This window comes from Paraburkholderia phytofirmans, from assembly GCF_046028095.1.
In the GTDB taxonomy this organism is placed as follows: Bacteria; Pseudomonadota; Gammaproteobacteria; order Burkholderiales; family Burkholderiaceae; genus Paraburkholderia; species Paraburkholderia phytofirmans_A.
The window spans coordinates 85,216-106,246 of the sequence record NZ_JAQQDJ010000003.1 but is presented as its reverse complement, the minus strand read 5'-3'; the positions used below and the strand labels follow the sequence as shown (position 1 = coordinate 106,246).

17 protein-coding genes are annotated in these 21,031 nt (G+C 62.6%); 5 read left to right on the top strand and 12 right to left on the bottom strand.

Annotated features, from left to right (window positions below):
- Positions 1-13 precede the first annotated feature (13 nt).
- Genes PQR54_RS09340 through PQR54_RS09325 form a run of 4 tightly spaced genes read right to left on the bottom strand, consistent with a single transcriptional unit; the run spans position 14 to position 5,622 of the window.
- A complete protein-coding gene (locus tag PQR54_RS09340; RefSeq protein ID WP_408245109.1) occupies positions 14-1,381 on the bottom strand; it encodes an MmgE/PrpD family protein in 1,368 nt (455 codons plus the stop codon).
- Positions 1,381-2,799, bottom strand: coding sequence for an MmgE/PrpD family protein (locus PQR54_RS09335; RefSeq protein WP_408245108.1), 1,419 nt, complete (start codon positions 2,797-2,799; stop codon positions 1,381-1,383). Before PQR54_RS09335 ends, PQR54_RS09340 begins: the two co-directional genes overlap by 1 nt.
- A gap of 57 nt (positions 2,800-2,856) precedes the next feature.
- Complete coding sequence (locus PQR54_RS09330; protein WP_408245107.1) at positions 2,857-4,197, bottom strand: MFS transporter; 1,341 nt, start codon at positions 4,195-4,197, stop codon at positions 2,857-2,859.
- A 9-nt stretch (positions 4,198-4,206) separates the two neighbouring features.
- Positions 4,207-5,622, bottom strand: coding sequence for an MmgE/PrpD family protein (locus PQR54_RS09325; RefSeq protein ID WP_408245106.1), 1,416 nt, complete (start codon positions 5,620-5,622; stop codon positions 4,207-4,209).
- A gap of 145 nt (positions 5,623-5,767) precedes the next feature.
- Between PQR54_RS09325 and PQR54_RS09320 the strand changes: the two genes are divergently transcribed.
- Positions 5,768-6,697 carry a LysR family transcriptional regulator gene (locus tag PQR54_RS09320; RefSeq protein ID WP_408245105.1) on the top strand — a complete coding sequence of 310 codons (930 nt, stop codon included), beginning with the start codon at positions 5,768-5,770 and terminating at the stop codon, positions 6,695-6,697.
- A 26-nt stretch (positions 6,698-6,723) separates the two neighbouring features.
- Here PQR54_RS09320 and dctA read toward each other — a convergent pair whose 3' ends face one another.
- Both dctA and PQR54_RS09310 read right to left on the bottom strand, forming a co-directional pair.
- Positions 6,724-8,082, bottom strand: a complete 1,359-nt coding sequence (gene dctA, locus PQR54_RS09315; RefSeq protein ID WP_408245104.1) for a C4-dicarboxylate transporter DctA — start codon at positions 8,080-8,082, stop codon at positions 6,724-6,726.
- A gap of 179 nt (positions 8,083-8,261) precedes the next feature.
- Entirely contained in the window at positions 8,262-9,428 is a 1,167-nt protein-coding gene (locus PQR54_RS09310) for a mandelate racemase/muconate lactonizing enzyme family protein (RefSeq protein WP_408245103.1), read from the bottom strand.
- 130 nt (positions 9,429-9,558) lie between these two features.
- Here PQR54_RS09310 and PQR54_RS09305 point away from each other — a divergent pair, with 130 nt between their 5' ends.
- Positions 9,559-10,518, top strand: a complete 960-nt coding sequence (locus tag PQR54_RS09305) for a LysR family transcriptional regulator (RefSeq protein ID WP_408245102.1) — start codon at positions 9,559-9,561, stop codon at positions 10,516-10,518.
- Between the two features lie 11 nt (positions 10,519-10,529).
- Here the strand turns inward: PQR54_RS09305 and PQR54_RS09300 are convergent, their stop codons facing one another.
- On the bottom strand, positions 10,530-12,326 hold the full coding sequence (locus PQR54_RS09300; RefSeq protein WP_408245101.1) for an ABC transporter transmembrane domain-containing protein: 1,797 nt from the start codon (positions 12,324-12,326) through the stop codon (positions 10,530-10,532).
- 347 nt (positions 12,327-12,673) lie between these two features.
- On the opposite strand from PQR54_RS09300, the gene PQR54_RS09295 reads away from it, so the two are divergent.
- Entirely contained in the window at positions 12,674-12,925 is a 252-nt protein-coding gene (locus PQR54_RS09295) for a GlsB/YeaQ/YmgE family stress response membrane protein (RefSeq protein ID WP_408245100.1), read from the top strand.
- 94 nt (positions 12,926-13,019) lie between these two features.
- Here the strand turns inward: PQR54_RS09295 and PQR54_RS09290 are convergent, their stop codons facing one another.
- The 3 genes from PQR54_RS09290 to PQR54_RS09280 all read right to left on the bottom strand — a co-directional run bounded on the left by PQR54_RS09290 (position 13,020) and on the right by PQR54_RS09280 (position 14,584).
- Complete coding sequence (locus tag PQR54_RS09290) at positions 13,020-13,460, bottom strand: SET domain-containing protein (protein ID WP_408245099.1); 441 nt, start codon at positions 13,458-13,460, stop codon at positions 13,020-13,022.
- Between the two features lie 100 nt (positions 13,461-13,560).
- Positions 13,561-14,106, bottom strand: coding sequence for an SRPBCC family protein (locus PQR54_RS09285; RefSeq protein WP_408245098.1), 546 nt, complete (start codon positions 14,104-14,106; stop codon positions 13,561-13,563).
- A gap of 169 nt (positions 14,107-14,275) precedes the next feature.
- Positions 14,276-14,584, bottom strand: a complete 309-nt coding sequence (locus tag PQR54_RS09280) for a hypothetical protein (protein WP_408245097.1) — start codon at positions 14,582-14,584, stop codon at positions 14,276-14,278.
- 454 nt (positions 14,585-15,038) lie between these two features.
- Between PQR54_RS09280 and PQR54_RS09275 the strand changes: the two genes are divergently transcribed.
- Both PQR54_RS09275 and PQR54_RS09270 read left to right on the top strand, forming a co-directional pair.
- A complete protein-coding gene (locus PQR54_RS09275; protein WP_408245096.1) occupies positions 15,039-15,647 on the top strand; it encodes a cysteine hydrolase family protein in 609 nt (202 codons plus the stop codon).
- Between the two features lie 710 nt (positions 15,648-16,357).
- Positions 16,358-19,087, top strand: a complete 2,730-nt coding sequence (locus PQR54_RS09270) for a winged helix-turn-helix domain-containing protein (RefSeq protein ID WP_408245095.1) — start codon at positions 16,358-16,360, stop codon at positions 19,085-19,087.
- Positions 19,088-19,136: 49 nt separating this feature from the next.
- Here the strand turns inward: PQR54_RS09270 and PQR54_RS09265 are convergent, their stop codons facing one another.
- Positions 19,137-19,334 (bottom strand): hypothetical protein, encoded by a 198-nt coding sequence (locus PQR54_RS09265; protein ID WP_408245094.1) that lies wholly within the window; start codon positions 19,332-19,334, stop codon positions 19,137-19,139.
- Between the two features lie 22 nt (positions 19,335-19,356).
- The gene (locus PQR54_RS09260) at positions 19,357-21,000 is read right to left on the bottom strand and encodes a fatty acid--CoA ligase (RefSeq protein WP_408245093.1); all 1,644 of its coding nucleotides are present in this window, start codon (positions 20,998-21,000) and stop codon (positions 19,357-19,359) included.
- Positions 21,001-21,031 lie beyond the last annotated feature (31 nt).

Below are 21,031 nucleotides of genomic sequence, written 5' to 3'. Positions count from 1 at the left end.
CCCAGCGCCTTCGTCAGTGCCGCAACCCTGCTTCGAGTAAACCGGTCAACGTGTTGATGTCTTCCATGCTGTCGATGCGCCACAACATCTCCAACGCGTCGCGGCTCGCATCGGGCGTCAATACATGATTCGCACAGTCGAGAAACTTGGCTTCGATCCGCGCATTCGGCAGCGGATTGGCCGAGGTCCGCCCTGCCGCACGCGCGACGCGTTTCGACACGCGTTGTCCGTCGCGCAACTGCACGACGATTTCCGCGCCGAAATGATCCGGTTGCTGGTCCGCCAGAGGATCCGGCTCCGCGACGATCTTCGACATGAGCGCGCGAATCGCCGGATCGGCGTACGCGTCGCCTTCGAAATCGGACAGCACCACGCGTCCTTGCGCGAGTGCGCGCGCCACGCAGTACTGCACGCTGAATTTCGCGTCGAGCGCACTAGCCGGCTGCGGGCGATTGGTATGCTGAAGGCGTCGCGGATGCGTCCACGACACAACGGATTCGACATCGTCCGGCTTCAGGCCGTATTCGCTGACGAGCATCAGCATCGCGTCGATCGCGGGGTGCGTGCTGCCGCAACAGGGGTACTGTTTGATCGCGATGCCTGGTTCAACGATATCGAGCGGATCGGCCCAATGCGTCAGCGCCGCCTCGGCGTCGTAATGGCCCGCGCCGTTGTACACGTCGAAGAAGCCTTGCCGATGTTCGAAGGCTTCGTCGCCCGCGCTAAAGCCTTCGCGCGCCAGCAGTGTCGCGATCAAGCCGTTGCGCGACGCATGACCGACATGCAACGGCTTCGTCATGGTGCCGAAATTGGCCTTGATACCCGAAGCGAACGACGCGGCAATCGACAACGCGGTCGCCGTCCGCGCCGCATCGAGTCCGAGCAGATGCGCCGACGCGGCACACGCGCCGAATACGCCGAGCGTCGCCGTCGGATGCCAGCCCTTGTCGTAGTGGTGAAAATTGACCGCATGCGCAATGCGCGCCTGCGCTTCGAAACCCGCCACGTAAGCAGTGACGAGGCGCAAGCCGCTCGCGCGCGCTTCTTCGGCCAACGCAAAGAGCGCCGGCAGGATCGGTGCGGAAGGATGACCGCCCAGCGTATTGCTGCAATCGTCGAAGTCGAGCGCATGCGCGGCCGTACCGTTGACGAGCGCGGCGTCGCTGGGCTTCATCCGTTCCCGCGTGCCGACCACGAGCGCGGCTCCATGCGACGGCGCCGCCACGGTCCGCGCAATCCGCGCGCACGGTTCCGCCGAACCCGCCAGTGTCACGCCGATCGTATCGATGATACCGATACGCGCCCAGCGCAATGCTTCGTCGGGAACGTCTGCGGGAGTGAACGCCGCGATGCGTTCGCCCAGCGTCTTCGCGATGCTCATCAACGGTCTCCTCGTACAAGCGATAGATCGGGCGACGCCCTGTGCAACGAATCGGGCGACGATGCCGGCATTGCGTCGAGCCAGTGCAGATCCGTTTCGTGCTCCACCCGATCCAGCCGCTCGAACAACGTGTGCGCCGCGCTGCCCAGCCGTTTCGTCATCCGCATGAACTTGGCGCGCAATTGGGCTGGTGTGAATGGCGTCGACGGACAGCCCGGGAAATCCGTTTGCGCCAGTTCGTATGTCGTGCCGTTTTCGAGCGTGATGCTTGTGACAGTGGCAAGACCGGTGGCTTCGGTCGAGACGAGCGTCACGCGCTGCGCTAGCTCGCGGATGGCTTCGTCTTGCAACAGGCGCTCACCGAAGGTCGACGGATCGTCGGCATCGTGCAGCAGCGCCGCCGCCACGCACACCGGCACGCTGTATTGCGCGAGCACCTGATTGGCGGGCAGCTTGATATCGTGATTCGCGGCAAGACGCGGCGCGCCCTCGATCCGGATCGCGACGATACGGCGCGCGTCGATATCGTGCGCGGCGCGCAGTTGTTGCGCGGCATGGACCGGCGTGTGCGCCACGATGTGACACGCGTAGCGCTTCAGGCATAGCGTCGGCGTTTCATAGCGCGTGCCTAAGCCGTCGGTCAGACGCGCCGCGTCCGAGGCCTCGCAATACGCGTGCAGAAAGCCGTAGCGCCCTTCGAGCGCCGTCGACGGTCCGTCGAACCCCGCCTGAGCCAGTTGCACGGCAACGATGCCCGATTGCGCCGCGCGCCCCAGGTGGATGCGCTTGACGAGACCACCATCGCCGGACTTCGCGAATTCGAGCAATCCGCCGCTCAACGATCCCGCAATGCCCAACGCGCGACTCAGCGTATCCGCATCGACGCCGGCCAGCTTGCCCGCGACGATCGCGGCGCCGAACGGTCCCGTCAGACCCGGCGCATGAAAGCCGCGCGCTTCGGCGGAATGTTTCGTCGCCGTGCCGATACGAAACAGCACTTCGATACCGGCGACGAGCGCCGCCAGCACTTCGCGCCCGGACGCGCCATAAACCTGCGCGGCGGCCAGCGCTACCGGCACCAGCGACGCGCCCGGATGAACGCCCGCGCCTGGCTGCCGCAAACTGTCGAGTTCCGCCGCGTGGACCAGCACGCCGCCCGCGAACGCCGCCGCTTCGGGCGCGACGCGGCGGCTCGTGCCAGGGATCGCGCACGGGCCCGCGGCCGCGTGGCTGACATAGCGCAGCGCGGCCTTGCCCGCTTGCACTTCGTGTCCGTACAGCGCCGCGCCGATCGCATCGATCAGGCAGTCTTTGGCGAGCCGCACGATGTCGGCGGGTAGCTGTTCGAAGCGCACGCTGAGCGCGTACTCCGACAACAATTGCGCAGCGGTGCGTCCAGCGGATGAAGCCGGTTGCATGAAAGCGTCTCCGTTGACCTTCGTGGCCACCTTCCAGCGACCACATGAGCGATCACATTACTGGCGCGCTTCTTCGTCGATCACCGACCGATGGCGCGTCTCGGGCATCAGCACGTACGTGAGCAGCGAAACCGCCGCGCACGCGCTGACGTAATAGAAGAACCACGATTCGTGGCCCGCGTGCTTGAAGCGCAACGCGAGATATTCGGTGGTGCCGCCCATCACGGAGGACACGATCGCGAACGGCAGACCAACGCCAAGCGCTCGAACCCTGGCTGGAAAAAGCTCCGACTTGACCAGCCAATGAATCGACGAAAAACCGCTGAGAATGCCGAGCGCCGCGAGATTCAGTGCGAATGCGGTGAGCGCGCTATGCGTCGCGCCGAGCGCATGCATCAGCGGCACGGTCAGGAACGTACCGCCGACGCCGAAGATCATCATGACCGGACGCCGTCCGATCAGATCGGACAACAGGCCGAAAAGCGGCTGAAAACCCATGTAAATGACGAGCGCGGCGGTTGCGATCAGCGTCGCCGTATCGCGGCTGAAGCCGGTCGTGTTGACCATGAACTTCTGCAGATAGATCGTGAACGTGTAGAACGCAACGGTTCCGCCGATGCTGATGCCGATCGTCCACAGCGTCTGGCGCCGGTGCTGGATCAGCAGCACCAGCAAGCTGCCGCGCTGCGTCTGCGTGCGCGCGCCGGCACATCCCTCGCGCTCGAATGCTTCAGTCTCCGCAATGCCGCGCCGCAGATAGAGCGCGAATACAGCGAGCGCGCCGCCGATCGCAAATGGAATGCGCCAGCCCCACTGTTCGAGTTGCGTGGGCGTCAACAGGAGCCGTTGCAGCACGAGCATCAGCGCGAGCGCCACCAGTTGCCCCATCACCACCGTCACCTGGACGAAGCCAACAAAGAAACCGCGCCGGCCCGTCGGCGCCATTTCGCTCAGATAGGTCGCGCTCGTGCCCGCTTCGCCGCCCATGCTGAAGCCTTGCAGCAGACGCGCGCAGACCAGCACGGCGGGCGCGGCCACGCCGATCGACGCATACGTCGGCGTCAACGCGATGATCAGCGAGCCGACGCTCATCATCGCGACCGACACGCTCAACGCCACGCGCCGCCCATGCCGGTCGGCGAGCGCGCCGATTGCCCAACTGCCGAGCGGCCGCACGACGTAACCGATAGCCGCGACGGCCGCCGCGTTCAGGAGTTGCGCGGTCTGATTGCCGCCCGGGAAGAAAGCCTTGCTGAAATAGATCGAGAAGATCGAATACGCGAGAAAGTCGTACCACTCGATGACGTTGCCGGCACTGCCGCCGATGATCGAGCGCAACCGTTCACGCCGCGCGGCGCGCGTGGCGGACAACGGCAGAGTGTGCGCAGTGGCGGCCACGTTGGCTCCTCAGGCCGCGCTCGCGAGAAGGCGCGCGAGTTCGCTGGCATCCGGGTGATCTTCGGCGTGCATCACCCAGTCGACGATGCGCGATATTTGCCGTGCGTCGATCCGATGCGCGGCGAGCTTTCTCATCTTGCCGACGATATCCGCTTCGCTCGCGAACGCGTGCTCGCTGCCGCGCTGCGCCTCGACCGTTTCTTCGAGGCGCGTACCGTCACGCAATTGCACCTCGACGCGCACCATATGCCGCAGCATGGAACCGCGCGCCGTGATCGACGGATCTTCGACCACCTGCACGCGATCGGCCAGCGCCATGCGCTGCGGGTCCGCGACTTTGTCCTCGCTGAACTGGTCGACGAAGACGTCGCCTTCGAGCAGCAGCGTCGCGACGCAATACGGCAGATTGAGTTGCGCGGAGGTCAGCCCCTGCGGCACGTATTTCCAGCCGACATGATCGACCGTCACGCGCGAACCGTGCACGACGATCCGCTCGATATCGTCCGGACCGAACGGATGACGCGCCTGCATCGCGCGGATCGCATCCAGCGTGGTGTGATTGCTGCCCACGCACGAGTAGAACTTCAGCGCGATACGCATGGTCTCGAAGCGCTCGTCGAGGCCGTCCACGAGTTGCGTCAGATCGAAGCGGTCCGACGAACGCGAGAACGTGCTGCAAAAGCCGCCGTACGGGTTCTCAAATACGTCGACGATACCCGTGAAGCCGTTTTGCGCGAGCAGCGCGCCGTACAGGCCGCTTTGCGCGGCTCGCCCCGCATGCATGCGTTTGACCATCGCGCCGAACTGCGCGGCCATCAGCCCAGCCGCCTGCGTGCCGCCGATGCCGAGCGCGTGCACCGTCTGTTCCGCGTCGAGCCGCAACGCGGCTGCCGCGCCCGCCGCGGCCGAAAATACACCGACCGTCGCGCCCGAATGCCAGCCTTGCGCGATATGCTCAGGTCCCATGCACATGCCCACGCGCGGACCGATCTCATAGCCCGCCACGCAGGCACGCAGGAAGTCGCGACCTGACATCGGCGCATCGGCGGATAGCAATTCGGCGACGGCCAGCACGGCCGGCAAGGTCACCGCGCCGACATGCAGCACGCCGACGCGATGCACGTCGTCGAGTTCGAAGCTCTGGATCAAGGTGCCGTTGACGAGCGCCGCGTGCGGCGCGGACAAACGCAAGGGCATGCCCCACACGTGGCAACCCGGCGTGCTATCGACGCGTTGCAAGGTGTCCGCAAGAATGCGGCTCCACGGCAAGCCGGCGCCGAAAATGGCGCAGCCGAGCGAATCGAGAATCAGGAGTTTGATGCGCGCGCGCACTTCGTCCGGTATCGCCTCGTACCGCAAGCCCGCGACGAACGCGGCCACGCCGCCGGTATAAGGGTTTGTGCCTACGTCGTTGTGCTGGTTCATCGTATCGGGTGCCGGTTCGGGTGCAATCGCGTGGATCTGATTGCACGGAAATGTCGTGCCTTCAGTATCCGCAGCCCCGACGCGTTTGTGAATTGCACGCGACGTGATTATTATTGCGTCACATGCAAGAGTCAGCGGGGTGCAGATGAACCGTTTTCCGGGTGTCGATCTCGACGCATTGCGAGCCTTTGTCGCGGTCGCGTCGCATGCGTCGTTCAACGATGCGGCGATCGAATTGAACCTGTCCGCGTCCGCTTTGACGCGGCGCATCAAACGGCTCGAAGAAGCGCTCGACACCATGCTGTTCGAACGCACCACACGCACCGTCGCGCTCACCAGTTCGGGAGAATTGCTGCTGCCGCGCGCGCAGGGCGTGTTGCGTGAGCTCGATGCATCGCTCGAACTGGTGAGCGAAGCGACGCGTATCCGCACCGGCCAGTTGACCATCGCGTGCATTCCGACGGTAGCCAAATTCATGCTGCCGAAGATCGTCAGCAGTTATCACAAGCGGCGTCCTGAAGTACGGCTCCGGCTTATCGAGGCCAACCTCGCGACGGTCGTGCAACGTGTCGCGCTCGGCGAGGCGGAGTTCGGCATTGCGTTTCTCGTGAACGAATCGCCGGAGCTTGAAATCGACGAACTGCTGGTCGATCCGTACGTGCTGGCCTGTCCCGTGGATCATCCGCTCGCCGCGAGCGAACATGTGACGTGGCCCGAATTGCGGCCGTGGCCGCTGATCGTGTCGGGCACGTCGAGCGGCAACCGGCGCATGCTCGACGCGGCGCTCCGGGATATCGACTGGCGTCCCGACCGGCTGATCGAGATCGAGCATCTGACCACTTCATTGGGGCTCGTCGAAGCGGGACTCGGCATCTCGATCATTCCGCGTTGCGCGGCGCCGCGCGATGCGCACGCGCGCATCGCGATCCGGCCTCTGGTCGATCCGACGGTCGCGCGAACCATCGGTCTGATTCGCCGGCGCGATGCCGCGCTCTCGTCGATCGCACGCGACTTTCGTCTCGCGCTGCGCAGAATGGCGCCATTCGATCCGTCGATCCTGCATGAAACGGCCTGAAGCGGTCAGCACGTTGACTGAAAGGCTCAAAGAGTGTGCGATCGAATCATGGCGTCTTTCGAAGGCTTCCTGTTCGTAGGCACCCCTTCGTCAGTGGACTCCAACGCATCGATGCTCGTGTCGGCACGGTCGAGCATCGCGCGGGCCTTGTTCATATCGAGCGCCCCTTCCCATCGAGCGACCACAATGGTCGCCACCCCGTTGCCGATCAGGTTGGTCACCGCACGAGCTTCGTTGAGAAAGCGATCGACACCTAGCAGCAAAACCAGTCCGGACACCGGGATTTTGTGCATCGAGGCCAGCGTGGCAGCCAGCGCGACAAATCCGGCTCCGGCCACACCCGCGGACCCCTTGGATGTCAGCAGCAGCACGCCGAGCAGCAGCAGCTGGTCCCAGATCGTCAGGTGGATATTCATCGCTTGCGCGACGAACATCGAGGCCATGGTCAAGTAGATCGCCGTACCATCGGCATTGAAGGTATAGCCCGTCGGCAACACCATCCCGACCACGGGCCGTGAACACCCCAGCTTCTCCATCTTGATGAGCATTTGCGGGAGGACCGCTTCAGTCGAAGCGGTACCGAGGGTGATGAAGATTTCGTCCTTGATGTAGCGAAGATACTTCCACAGCGAGAGCCCGCTCATCCGCATCACCAGACCGAGCACCACGACGACGAAGAAAATCGAGGTCAGGTAAAGGCACAGCATCAATTGACCGAACGAAGCCAGCGTACCGATCCCGTACTTCGCGATGGTGAATGCCATGCCGCCAAAGGCACCGATGGGCGCGACATACATGACGATTCGCACCACGCCGAACATGCCCTGAAGGAACATGTCGAGCATATCGACGAACGGCGCAGTGCGCGGCCCCAGCCTGGCGAGCGCGATGGCAAACAGAAGCGAAAAAAAGATGATCGGCAGGATGTCGCCATTCGCGAACGCTCCAACAACGCTGTTCGGAACGATGCTCATGAAGAAGTCGAGCATCCCGTGCTGTTGTGCCGCGTGCGTATAAGTGGAAATCGCTGAACTGTCTATATGCGCGGGGTCGATGTTCATACCGCTGCCCGGCTTGATGACGTTCACGATGACAAGGCCGATAGCGAGCGCAATCGTCGATGCAATTTCGAAGTAAACCACCGCCTTGACACCAACGCGGCCGGCCTCATGAAGATCGGTCATGCGGGCAATGCCAACGACAACGGAAGCAAAAATGATCGGAGCAAGCAGCATCCGGATCAGTTTGATGAACAGGTCTCCGAGTGGTTTGAGTTGCGAACCGATGTCAGGGTAGAAATGCCCGACGAGCACCCCGGCAACAATGCCGATCAGAACCTGTACATAGAGCCTGGAAAGAGATTTTCCGATCTTTGAAACCCGCATGACTGTCTCCTATGCGTGGCATCTTCTAATGAAAGTCAGGCTCGTACTCTCCACAGCGGGATCTACCGCTTTGAAAAGTACGAACCCATCTTCGCCAGCGTTCTTTTGTCTATTCTTATCAACGCAAAGCCGACGCTTGTTGTCGGCCCGTTTTTGCCGCGAGTTAGCCGATTAGCGGCTCATGCGGACAGCTTTTGCATCTCGGCGAGGAGATCGGCTTTGCCTTCGAAACCGATGCCTGGCAGATCAGGCATCGTGATGAAGCCGTTTTCCACCTTCACGCCGTCAGGGAAGCCGCCATATGGCTGGAACAGGTCCGGATAGGATTCGTTGCCACCAAGGCCGAGTCCGGCCGCGATGTTCAACGACATCTGATGGCCGCCGTGCGGAATGCAGCGGCTCGATGACCAGCCGTGTTGATGCAGCATGTCGAGCGTGCGCAGATATTCGACGAGGCCGTAGCTGAGCGCGCAGTCGAATTGCAACCAGTCGCGATCCGGGCGCATGCCGCCGTAACGGATCAGGTTGCGGGCATCCTGCATCGAGAAAAGATCTTCGCCGGTCGCCATCGGCTTGTCGTAGTAGTTGCGCAGCGTGGCCTGCAATTCGTAATCGAGCGGGTCGCCCGGCTCTTCGTACCAGAACAGGTCGTATTGCGAGAGTGCCTTCGCGTACTGGATCGCCGTGTCGAGATCGAAGCGGCCGTTGGCGTCGACAGCGAGTTTTTGTCCGTCGCCCAGCACGCTCAGAATCGAGTCGATGCGGCGCAGATCTTCGTCGAGCGAAGCGCCGCCGATCTTCTTCTTCACGACCGTATAGCCGCGGTCGATATAGCTGCGCATTTCGTCTTTCAGCTTCCCGTGGTCCTGGCCCGGGTAGTAGTAGCCGCCGGCCGCGTACACGAAAATCTTGCGATCGGGCTGACCATTGCCATAGCGGTCGGCCAGCAACTGGAACAGCGGCTTGCCTTCGATCTTCGCCACCGCATCCCAGATCGCCATGTCGATGGTGCCGATCGCGACCGAGCGCTCGCCGTGGCCGCCCGGTTTTTCGTTCGTGAACATGGTCGCCCAGATCTTGTGCGGGTCGAGGTTGTCGCCGGCGTCGTTGACGAGCGTGGCGGGATCGGCTTCGAGAATGCGCGGAATGAAGCGCTCGCGCATCAGTTTGCCCTGGCCGTAGCGGCCGTTCGAATTGAAGCCGTAACCCACCACCGGCTTGCCGTCCCGAATCACGTCCGTCACGACGGCGACGAGACTCAGCGTCATCTTGCTGAAGTCAATGTAGGCATTGCGGATGGGGGAACTGATCGGAACGGTCTTCTCGCGGATTTCTACGATTCTCATGACGGGGTCTCCTGAGTTTTGAACACGTATCGCATGCGTCTGGCTGCAATGGAAACTAGCTTATCCGCGAAATGAGGCGTTAGAATTCGCTTAGATTCATTTCATTTTTTACTTTAAGTGAATAGCCAAAGTGACCGCTGACCCGGCATCCGATTTCGAGTTTTTCATCCTCCTCGCCAAACTCAGAAGCTTGTCGGGGGCGGCGCGGGCGCTCGATCTCACGCCGCCGGCCGCGACCAAGCGCCTTGGGCTGATGGAACAGAAACTGGGCGCGCGCCTGGTCAACAGAACGACGCGCAGTGTCAGCCTGACGCCGGAAGGCGAGACCTACCTGCGCTACGCCACACAGATCGTCGGGCAAGTCCGGCAGATGGAGGATGAGATATCGGGGGCTCGCTCCGATCCCCATGGACTGCTACGCGTGAATGCGACGCTCGGTTTCGGGCGCACGACCATCGCGCCGCTCGTGTCCGACTTCGCGAAGCGCTTTCCCAATGTGGAAATCCAGTTTGAAGTGACGGACCGGCCCATCGATCTGGTCGAGGAAGCGTTCGACATGGCAATCCGTTTTGGAACGCTTCCCGACAGCCGGCTCAGCGCCCGGCGCATCATGAGCAATCGCCGCTTTCTGTGCGCCTCGCCGAAATACCTCGAACGATTCGGAACACCGGAGCGTATCGAGGATCTGGTGCGGCACCGTTGCATCATCCATCGCCAGAACGATGATGCTTATGGCGTGTGGCGGTATATGCAAGGGGACCACACCGAGGCGTTGAAGGTCAAAGGCGCGCTTTCGAGCAACGATGGCGACATCGTGCTGCGCTGGGCGCTCGACGGACACGGAATATTGATTCGTTCCGAATGGGATCTGGCCAAGTACGTTCAGAGCGGCCGGCTAAAACTGGTGTTACCCAATACGGTACTGCCCTCAGCCGACCTGTTTGTCTACTATCCCAGCCAGCGAAACCAGACGGCGCGAGCCCGGGCATTCATCGATTTCCTGATCGATCATTTTCAGGCGCCGTTCATTCCGGTTGAGACGGGCGCTTTGCTTTACGACCAAAAGAAGAAAGCAGGCCGCAAAGCCTGAGCCGCCCGCTGTCATTGCGCGGGCGCCGTCTGCCCCAACTGCTCGCCGAACTGCAATGCAGCGAGCTGAGCATAAAGCGGCGAACTCAAAAGCAGTTCCGCATGACGCCCCTGCGCGACGATCCGCCCCTGTTCCAGCACGATAATGCGGTCGGCCTGTTGGACGGTCGCGAGCCGGTGTGCGATGACCAGTGTGGTGCGGTTCTGCGCGGCATTGTCCAGCGCCTTTTGCACCAGCCGTTCGCTGGCGGCATCGAGTGCACTGGTCGCTTCGTCGAGCAGCAGGATGGGCGGATTCTTCAGGATCGCGCGAGCGATCGCGATGCGCTGGCGCTGTCCGCCGGACAGCCGCACGCCGCGCTCGCCCAGAAAGGTGTCGTAGCCTTGCGGTAGTTCTTCGATAAAGCCGGCCGCGGCCGCCATGTCGGCGGCCCGTTGTACTTGCGCGAGCGTGGCTTCCGGCGCGCCGTAGCGGATATTGTCGAGCACGCTCCCAGAAAAAATCACTGACTCCTGCAGCACCACGCCGATTTCCTTGCGCAATTCGACGAGCGGCACGTCACGCGTCGGGACGCCGTTGATCAGAATGCGGCCCGCTTGCGGATCGTAAAAGCGCAACAGCAACTGGAACAGCGTGGTCTTGCCCGCGCCGGACGGACCGACCAGTGCCACATGTTCGCCTGGGCGGACCTCGAGCGAAAGTGAAGAAAGCGCCGCGATGCCTGGGCGCGATGGATACGAGAAGCTGACATCGTCGAAGCGGATGCCCTCGCCTAGCGCAGGCAGCGTGATTGTCGTTTCAGCCTGCACCACCGGCGAGCGCGCCGCCAGCAATTGCAGCAAACGTTCGGTGGCGCCGGCTGCGCGCTGCAAATCGCCCCATACCTCGGCGACCGCGCCCACGGCGCCGGCCGTAAACACGGCGTAGAGGATGAACTGGGACAATTGGCCCGCTGTCATCCGACCGGCCAGCACCGCCTGCGCCCCGAGCCACAGTACGAAAACGATGGCGGTGAACACCAGCACGATCACCACGGCGGTCAACCAGGCGCGCGCGCGAATGCGCGTGAGCGCGGTCTCGAAGGCCGCCTCCACCGCGCCGGCATAACGCCGCGCCTCGAATGGCTCCTGCGTGTACGACTGCACGGTCGGCATGGCATTGAGCACCTCGCCCGCCACCGCGCTCGTGTTCGCGATCTTGTCCTGGCTCGCGCGCGAGAGCCGCCGCACGCGCCGGCCGAAGATCACAATAGGTGCGACCACCACGACCAGCGTGGCGATGATGTAGCCGGACAGCACCGGGCTCGTCACCGCCAGCATCGCCACGCCGCCGGTCAACAGGAAGAAGTTGCGCAATCCCAGCGACAGACTGGTGCCCACTACCGTCTGGATCAAGGTGGTGTCGGCGGTGAGCCGTGACAGCACCTCGCCGGTCTGCGTGGTCTCGAAGAATTGCGGGCTCATGCTCAGCACGTGATCGTAGACCGCACGCCGCAGGTCGGCCGTGACCCGCTCGCCCAGCCATGAGACGAGGTAGAAGCGCAGTGCCGTAGCGGTGGCCAGTACCAGCGATACGACAAATAGCGCGAGGAAATAGCGATCGATGTGCCCCCGGTCGCCCGCGGCGAAGCCACGATCGATCAGGTATTTGAACGCCACCGGCAACACCAGCGTGGCGCCCGCCGAGGTCACCAGCGCGAGGAACGCGAGCGCCCAGCGGCCGGCATACGGGCGCAGGAAGGGAAACAGTGCAAAGAGCGGGCCGATACGGGGTGAAGGCGGCGACGGCGACGGCATAGCGTCTGGCATGAGGATTCCCAAGCGGATCGAATATCCTCTCGATTGTAGGCGGCGGCTAACCAAGGCAGGCGAATGACCTTAACGATGGCCGAAATTCATCGCGACGGCGGTTTCGTCAATCAACTGGGCGGCAACGAACCTACGGGAGCAACTAAACAGTTGCGTGTGGTCGCCTCAAATCGGACAATTTCCGTCAGACCGGCGTGTTGCAGCGATGCGCGATGCGCGATGCGCGAACCGACGAGCATATGGCGGCCGACCGCCGCATCTAGCGCGTATGCTCCGAAAGCGTCGCAGTGGAATAGTAGCCAGCAATAAAAGAAAAACCGTAGCACTCACACTCTTGCGAGGTCGGCATGTTTTCGTTCATTGGCACAGTGATTGTGGGGCTGGTCGTCGGATTGATCGCGCGGGCGGTGAAGCCCGGAGACGACCGCATGGGCCTCATTATGACCATCGTCCTCGGCATTGCCGGCTCGCTGATTGCGGGCTATGTGGGGCGTGCGCTGGGCTGGTACCAACCAGGCCAGACGGCGGGCTGGATCGCCTCGGTAATCGGCGCGATCATCTTGCTGGTCATTTACGGGCTGGTGCGCCGGCGGAGCTAGCGCGTTTGCGCGATCTTCCCGGCTGGACAGGACGTGTGGCGCCTGAGATGAATGGAGGCGGACTGACTGTCCGCGACCTCATCAGCCCGTTGCATCAAGGGACGGCTGCCAGCATCGACTGACGGCAGCCCGCCACGGCACACCGGCAAGCGTATTGGGCTCGAACGTCCTCGTCCGCGGGATCGTCGGTCGTCAGCAGGTATTCGATAAACAGTTCTTCGCCCGCCTCGATCGGCCGGATCGTGTGAATGAAGATGCGGCCATCATCCTCGATGGTCTCGCAGTTCGGCGCGCAGGCGTGGTTCAGCCATCGCGCACTATTGCCGCCACGGCTTCCGTCGATCACGCGTCCGTCCGACAGACCGAAAAGAAACGTGTGCCCCGCGACACCTTCGCGCCGATGCCGGCGCACGGCTTCCCGCCAGCTCGTCAATTCGCCCCGGTATTCAAGCACGCATTCACCCGCCGCGAGCGGCCGCATCGCGAACACACCCTTTCCGTGGACTGACGACCGCCGTACGATCACGCGCCGCATACTGTTTCCTCGACTGATTGACGCACCAGTATACGAGTGCAAATTTTGCGTGTGCATGATTTTGTGCCGGCTATCGGCGACTTTGAGATGCGGCGCGAATCTAGTGCTGCGGCGCTGCTTCCAGAAGGCCCTTGAGTTGCGAAACCGCCGTATCGGATTCCGCTTGAATCCGTGCGCGCAGCACTAACCGGTTGAGTATCGCAAACCACAACGACGGCGCGCGATAAGTGAATTCACGTTCGAAGCGGGTTCCATTCGCGGTGGACGTCAGCGAATAAGTGACGGTGCCGGCCGGTCTGCCATCAATCGTTCCTTCTATCGACCACTTGCCCGGAGGCTCCCGTGCAGCGACTGTCCACACGACGCGGCCACGCCTTCCCGCTACACGGAATTCCTCCGTTACCTGCTCGCCCAGATCGAGTGAATGATCAACCGAGCCGCTGACCGCAAGCGATGACGGATGCCAGGCGGGCCAGTGAGCCGGGGTCGTCACATAGTCGAATACGACAGTGGGAGAGCGTTGAATCGACGCAACCGTCACGATGCGCGTGTCGAGCCCGATTCGCTGCGGCAATGGGATAAAGAGCAACGCGATGATGATGAGCACGGCCAGTATCGCCGTGACGAACCGTGTACGGTTTTTCATATCGCTTGGTACTCTGCGTGCGCCAGACGAAGTTATTTTACTGCGGAGCGGTGGGTCAGGCGGATTGAGCGCGAGCCTTGTCGTCCTGCGTCAGCGGATGACGTGCTGTCCGACAGCGCGATGATCGAACCCGGGGACTGGGCCTCGATAGATCTCACTGACAAGCACATCAACCACCGTGATACATCGGGTTGATGCTATCGCCCGGGGCACGCCCACCGGATTGCGACTTACCGGATTCGCTACCGCCGACGCCGCTATGGTTCACGTCAACCACGCTGCCGTGGCCCTCGGCTGCCGCCTTCGCTTGAGCGGTTTGACCGCGATGCGATGCTGACGCAGCGACGTCGCTTCGATAGGAGGGAGTCTGGTCGTTATCGCCCGCGAACGCAGAAGCTGCCAGCAATGCGGAGCTTGCGACTAACAGAGCGGCAATAGATCTCACTTTCATGGCGACTCCCATAAGCTTGTCGAACATTCAAAGGCACCCGGATCAGGTCCATTGCGGCGCGCGCGATGCTCAACGTTGGTGGGTCGACGTGTAGGGCTTTACCGCGCGCTAATAAAGTGGCTCGAACGAACAACGAGTTTCCCCGGCATCTGGGCTATGCACGCCAATGCCGCGGCGATAGCGTTAAACCGTGCGTCGTTGTGCCTACAGTTATCAATGCACGGGTTGTGCCAATGCTTGTTCGCTCATCTTCCGAGCGACCGCAACTGCCTGAAAATGAACGCTCTCGATCTCTACCATGAGAGCTTTCCAGTTAGGTTGAGGAACCGAGACGTCTGGCTATAGGCAACGTTTCCTAAGCCGCTGTGTGTGGTCATCCAACATATCGAGCAACTGAGTCGGGACTCAAACGCTCATTCATTTGCGCGCCTGTCAGCCTGGCCGGTCATGGCGGCCGTGCTAGAGTCGAGCATCTCTCTTTATGCGTCGCCCTGAAGCCGCCCCGGCGCAAAACGTGAACATGCAGATTCCAGCGATCGTTCCTGAACAAACCGCTCTGGTGGTCATGCATTATCAGACGGATATCATGCGATTATTTCCATCGGTCGCATCTGCTCTGCTCGCCAATACGCGCGAGCTGTGCGACGCCGCGCGGGTCAAAGGAGTCAGCGTTTATTTCGCCAGGATTCACTTCAGTCCGGGCTATCCGGAAGTCAGTCCGTTGAACAAAAACGGGCAGGGAATCAAGCAACTGGGTCTTTTCGTCGACGACGAGATCGCGCCGGAACTCGGCCAGCGAGCCACCGAACCGCTCATCATCGCGCATCGTGCCAGCGTGTTCTTTGGCACCGATCTGCAGGCGCGGCTTGCCGCGCAGGGGATCGATACGCTAATCATGGTGGGCATAGCGTCGACCGGCGTCGTGCTGTCGTCGGTGGCGTACGCGAGCGATGCGGACTTCCGCCTGTTCACTGTGAAGGATTGCTGCTACGACCCGGACCAGGTCGTGCACGATCATCTATTTTCAACGGCCTTCGATTCGCGCACCACGGTGCTCTCGCTCGCTGATGCCTTGTCGCTGCTTGCCTAGCAAGTGCTGGCATTTTTTCGGCTTTCGCCGCATGGCAGCCGCTGCGCTGCGCGGTGTTGGGCGGTGTTAAGGTCGATCTTCGACGCTCAAGAAAACAGCGGTAAAGATTCAACTGCCGTTTGGCGCTTGCGCCGCGAAGCCGCGGCTCGGCTAGTTCGCGCGGGAGCGTATTCGCCGACGGTGCCGAGGCGTTTGTTGAGATCAAACAGTGCTTTGCAGACAGACGTGCGATCGGGCATTGCGACCAATGCCAACTCGAGCCGGTTCAGCAGTTCCGGCAGACTCGATTCCCCAGTCATCTTTCCTGCGAACTTCCGCTTCCGCATAAGACCGCTCCCTGATTCGACAGACGCTGCGCGCACAGTCTCTCATGCTACCAGGTCGACCGGGACACGTCCAGGCGGGTTCGGGAGATCGACCTCATCTAGCCTGCGCGTGCAGCATCTGCCCGGCCCCGATGTTGAATAACACCGACCGGCCAGATTCTGGCTGCCATCCCAAGCGACTGCACAGCGCGAAATAAGGGAAGCCAGCCATTTCATGCCCCCGATGCGTTCGACATGCCTCCTCCCTGGAGGTGGTTGGGCGTATCATTTCCTCGGCGACGCACCGGTCCCGGGCGTGCCCGGCTAGCCTGTCACGCCGCGCAATATCCCCCGTACAGGGGAGCGCACCAGGGAGAACCCAAATACCCGGAGCAGTTCGTGCGTATGACCAAGGAACCCATGCACTCCGAGAAGCTGCCCCTCCTGCTCGCTACGAAGGTTCTGCCGCCGCGCCTGTCGCCGGGCTTGATCGATCGTCCGCGTCTGTTCGATCTGGCGGCTCAGGCGGAGAACAAGCGGCTCACCGTGATCAAGGCGCCCGCCGGCTTCGGCAAGACCTCGCTCGCGATCACCTGGCTCAACCGGCTGCGCGCGAGCGGCGCGCGCGTCGCGTGGCTCTCGCTCGGGGACGAGGACGACGAACCCGCGCGTTTCCTCCACCATCTCGCGCAGGCATTGCGGCATGCGTGCGGCAACGTCGGCGCGTCGGCGATCGGCCTGACGGAAGCCACCTCTCTGGTTCCCGCTCACGCCGTCGTCGCGACGCTGATCAACGACCTCGTGGAAGTCGAAGACGAGGTGTGTCTGTTCGTCGACGATTACCATCTGATCAACCTTCCGGAGATTCACGACGCGATGTCGTTCTTCATCGCGAACGCACCGTCGCACGTGCACGTGATTGTTTGCACCCGTGTGGATTCCGCGCTGCCGCTCGCAAGACTCCGCGCGCAAAACGAACTGCTGGAAATCGACACATCGACACTGCGTTTCAATTTCGACGAGACGCGCTGCTTTGTCGAACGCGAATGCCCAGGCAGGCTGGGCATAGCCGGCGTGAAATCGCTGCACGCGGCCACGGAGGGTTGGGCGGCGGCGTTGCGCATTGCGGCGTCGGTGCTGTCGCGCGAAGAACCCCGACCGGGTTGGGAGTCGAGTGCGCCATCCGGCGCTTCACGGCCGTTCGCCGACTACCTCGAAGACATGCTCACGCGCTTGCCCGACGACATGGTCGCCTTCATGCTGCGCACGGCGATACTCGACCGGTTGACTGCCCCGCTGTGCCAGGCCGTAACCGGCGTCAAGGCCAGCCAGAGCATGCTCGAAGCGATCGCCGCGCGTCAGTTGCTGCTGGAGCCAATGGATCTGGAAGGGCACTGGTTCCGCTATCACCCTCTGCTGGGCGAGTACCTGCGCCAACGGCTGAGCGCGCAGTCCGGCGACGAACTGGCGCATCTGCATCGCCGCGCGTGCCGATGGTATGCGTCGCAGGAACTCTGGACGGACGCGGTCGGGCACGCAATCGCCGCAGGCGACACGGACGACGCGATCAGCCTGATCGGCAACTGCGCGATGGCGCTCGTCAAGAAAGGCGACCTGCTGACCCTGCTCGGCTGGCAACGCCGTTTTCCGGCGCACCTGATGCAAGGGCGGATCGAGGTCACGCTGGCGATCGCGTGGGGCATGGCGCTTTCGATACGCGCGGACGATGCGCTCGCCATGCTGGATGTCATCGAACGCGACGCGCAAGCGAGTGCCGAGGCCGACAACATCCGCTGGGAATGCCAGGTGATCCGCTCGGTCGCGATCGCGCTGCAAGACGATCCGCAAGCGGCGCTCGAGATCGCGCAGGCGTGCCTCGAACGGCCGTCGAAGGATATCTGGAGCACCAACGTTGCCTCCAACGTCGTGCGTTTCGGGCACTGGAAGGCAGGCAACCTCGAAGCGCTTTACGCGACGCCGTGGATACCCTATTCGATCGAAGAGGACCAGCGCAACGTATTGGCGTCGACCTACCGGCTATGCCTGCTCGGCCATGCGGAAATGCAACAGATGCACTTCGGCGTGGCCGAGCGGTATTTCACCGAGGCCATGCAACTGGCCGAGCGACATTCCGGTCCGCAATCCGTCTCCGCGGCGCTGTGCGCGCCGATGCTCGCGCAGATCCGCTACGAACAGGGCCGGCTCGACGAAGCCGAAGCATTGCTCGTCGATCTCATGCCGGTGATCGATCTGGCTGTTCTGCTCGACAGCGCGTTGATCGCCTATCGCATGCTCATCCGGATCGCGGCCGCACGTTCCAATACCGTGCAGGCCTACGCGCTGCTCAACCGGGGCGAGGCGCTCGGTCACGCGCGCCACTGGAACCGGCTGATCGCGGGCGGCCTCGTCGAGCGCACCCGCCTCTATCTGCTGGAAGGACGCATAGCGGAAGCCGCGGGATGTGTCGCGCAACTGGAACATCTCGCCGCGCCCGGCGCCGCAGGCTCACCTGTCGCCTCGCCGGAAATCCGCACCTACCGCTCGCTCGCGGCCGCCTATCTCGCGATGGCTCAGAAGCGCAAGCAGGACGGCGTTGAAATCGTGACCGCCGCGCTGGAACTCGTCGACGCACGGCATGAGAACTATCTCGCGCTGCGCCTGCGAAGCGTGCTCGCTCTGATCTGTCTGGGCGCCGACGAACGCGACCGTGCCGTCGAGATCTTTCGCGATGTGCTCAAGGACGCCGCGGCTGCGGGCATCTACCAGTCGATCATCGACCTGTTTCCGGAAATCGGCGCGCTGCTGCAGGCCGTGCGCGACGACACGCGCGCGACCGCGCAGACGAAAGTGCTGTTGTGCTACGTGGATCGCCTGCTCGACGGCTGGCGCGCGCTGTACCAGCCCGGCAGCAAACCCGCGCGGGACTGCGAACTCGAATCGCTCAGCGCACGCGAGCGCAACATCGTCGACCTGATCGCCGACGGGCAGTCGAACAAGGAAATCGCGCGCACACTCGGCATCGCGCCGGAAACCGTCAAATCGCATGTGAAGAGCATCTTCATGAAGCTCTCGGTCGACAAGCGCGCGCAAGCCGTTGCGCGCGCGCAGGCGCTGGGACTTGTGAAGCAAACCTAGCGGGCTATTCACGCACTATCGGCGTGCCGCTTCGATCTTCGCGTTCACTTCACCCGCGTTCCAGCTTTTCACGACCTCCGTGATCAGCGCCGACAGTTCGCGCCGATAACGCACGACCAGTTGGTGCGCCAACGCGAGCCACCAGGCGTTCAGCTTGTGCTGACTCGCGGCCTCGCTGCCGATGCCTCTCCAGCTCGCGGCCGACGAAGTCGTCGATCGTCGCGATGCGATATTCGTTGATGCTCATCGTGCCTGCTCCTCGTGTCCGGTTAGGCGAACTGCGCGCGCAGCCACTTCTTGTTCATCTTGCCGACGCTCGTCTTCTCCAGCGCGTCGATGAATTTGACGATCTGCGGCACGGCGTACTTCGAGATCTGCCCGGTGCGGGTGAACTTGAGAACGTGCTGCATGATTTCGTCCTCGGTGACCGTGGCGTCCGCCTTGAGGACCACCAGCGCCACCGGCCTTTCGCCCCACTTCTCGTCCTTGACGCCGATCACGGCGACTTCCGAAACAGCCGGATGCAACGAGATCAGGCTTTCGATTTCGAGCGACGAAACCCACTCGCCGCCGGACTTGATCACGTCCTTGATGCGGTCGGTGATCTGCAGATTGCCGGTCGTGTCGATGTTCGCGATGTCCTGCGTGTGCAGGTAGCTGCCCGCCCAGAGCTGTTCCGACGCTTCCGCGTTGCCGAGGTACCCCTGGGTCAGCCATGGGGCGCGCACGACGATCTCGCCATAAGCCTTGCCGTCGTGCGCGACGTCCTGCATCGATTCGTCGACGATGCGCAGATCGACGAGCGGAACCGCCAGGCCGGTTTTGCAACGCAGGCGCACCTGGTCTTCGGTGTCGAGTTGTTCATACCCCGGCGGAAGCTGCGCGAGACTCAGCACGGGACCGGTCTCGGACATGCCATAGCCGGTGAACACGTCGATGCCACGTTCCAATGCGGCATGGGCGATGCCGTGCGGCAGCGCGCTTCCGCCGATCACGACCTTCCATTTGCTGAAATCCGAGGACTTCGACTCCGGGCAGTTCAGCACCATGTGGAGAATCGTGCTCACGCAATGCGAGAACGTGACGCCCTCGTCACGCAATAGCTTCACCAGTCGCTCAGGCACATAGCGGCCCGGATAGACCTGCTTCACGCCCAGCACCGTCGCGATGTACGGCATGCCCCATGCGTGCACATGGAACATCGGCGTCAGCGGCATATAGACGTCGCCGCGATGAAAGCGCTGTCCCGACACCGGGCTCGCGAGCGCCGCCATCAGCGTGATGGTGTGCAGCACCAGCTGACGATGCGAAAAGTACACGCCCTTGGGCAGGCCGGTCGTGCCCGTCGTATAGAACGTGGTGGCGCGGGTGTTTTCGTCGAAGTCGGGAAAGTCATAGGTCGTTGCGCTCGCCGCCAGCATCGCTTCGTATTCCGTCGCGAACGGGATGGTGTGATCGTAGGCCTCGCTGTCCGGCTCGTCGATTCGTACGAATGCGCGCACCGTTTCAAGCTGATCTTTGATCGCTTCCACGACGGGCAGGAAATCGGCGTGAACGAACAGCACTTCGGCGCGCGCGTGATTGATCGTGTAGACGATCTCCGCGGGCGACAGCCGCACGTTGACGGTCTGCAACACGGCGCCCATCATCGGCACGGCGAAGTAGCTTTCCAGATAGCGATGACTGTCCCAGTCCATCACCGCAACCGTGCTGCCGTAACGCACGCCCAGTCCGTCGAGACCGTTGGCGAGCCGCGCGATCCGTTCCTGCAACTGGCTGTAGGTCATCCGCAGCTGATCGCGGTAGACGATTTCCTGATCCGGCGCCTGAGCGAACGGCGTGTGCAGCAGGTTCTTGATCAGCAACGGATAGGTATAGGCGGACGGCGCCGCGCTGTGTACGGTGTCCTGCATCTGTCTCCTCGCATCTATGAATGGATAGCGG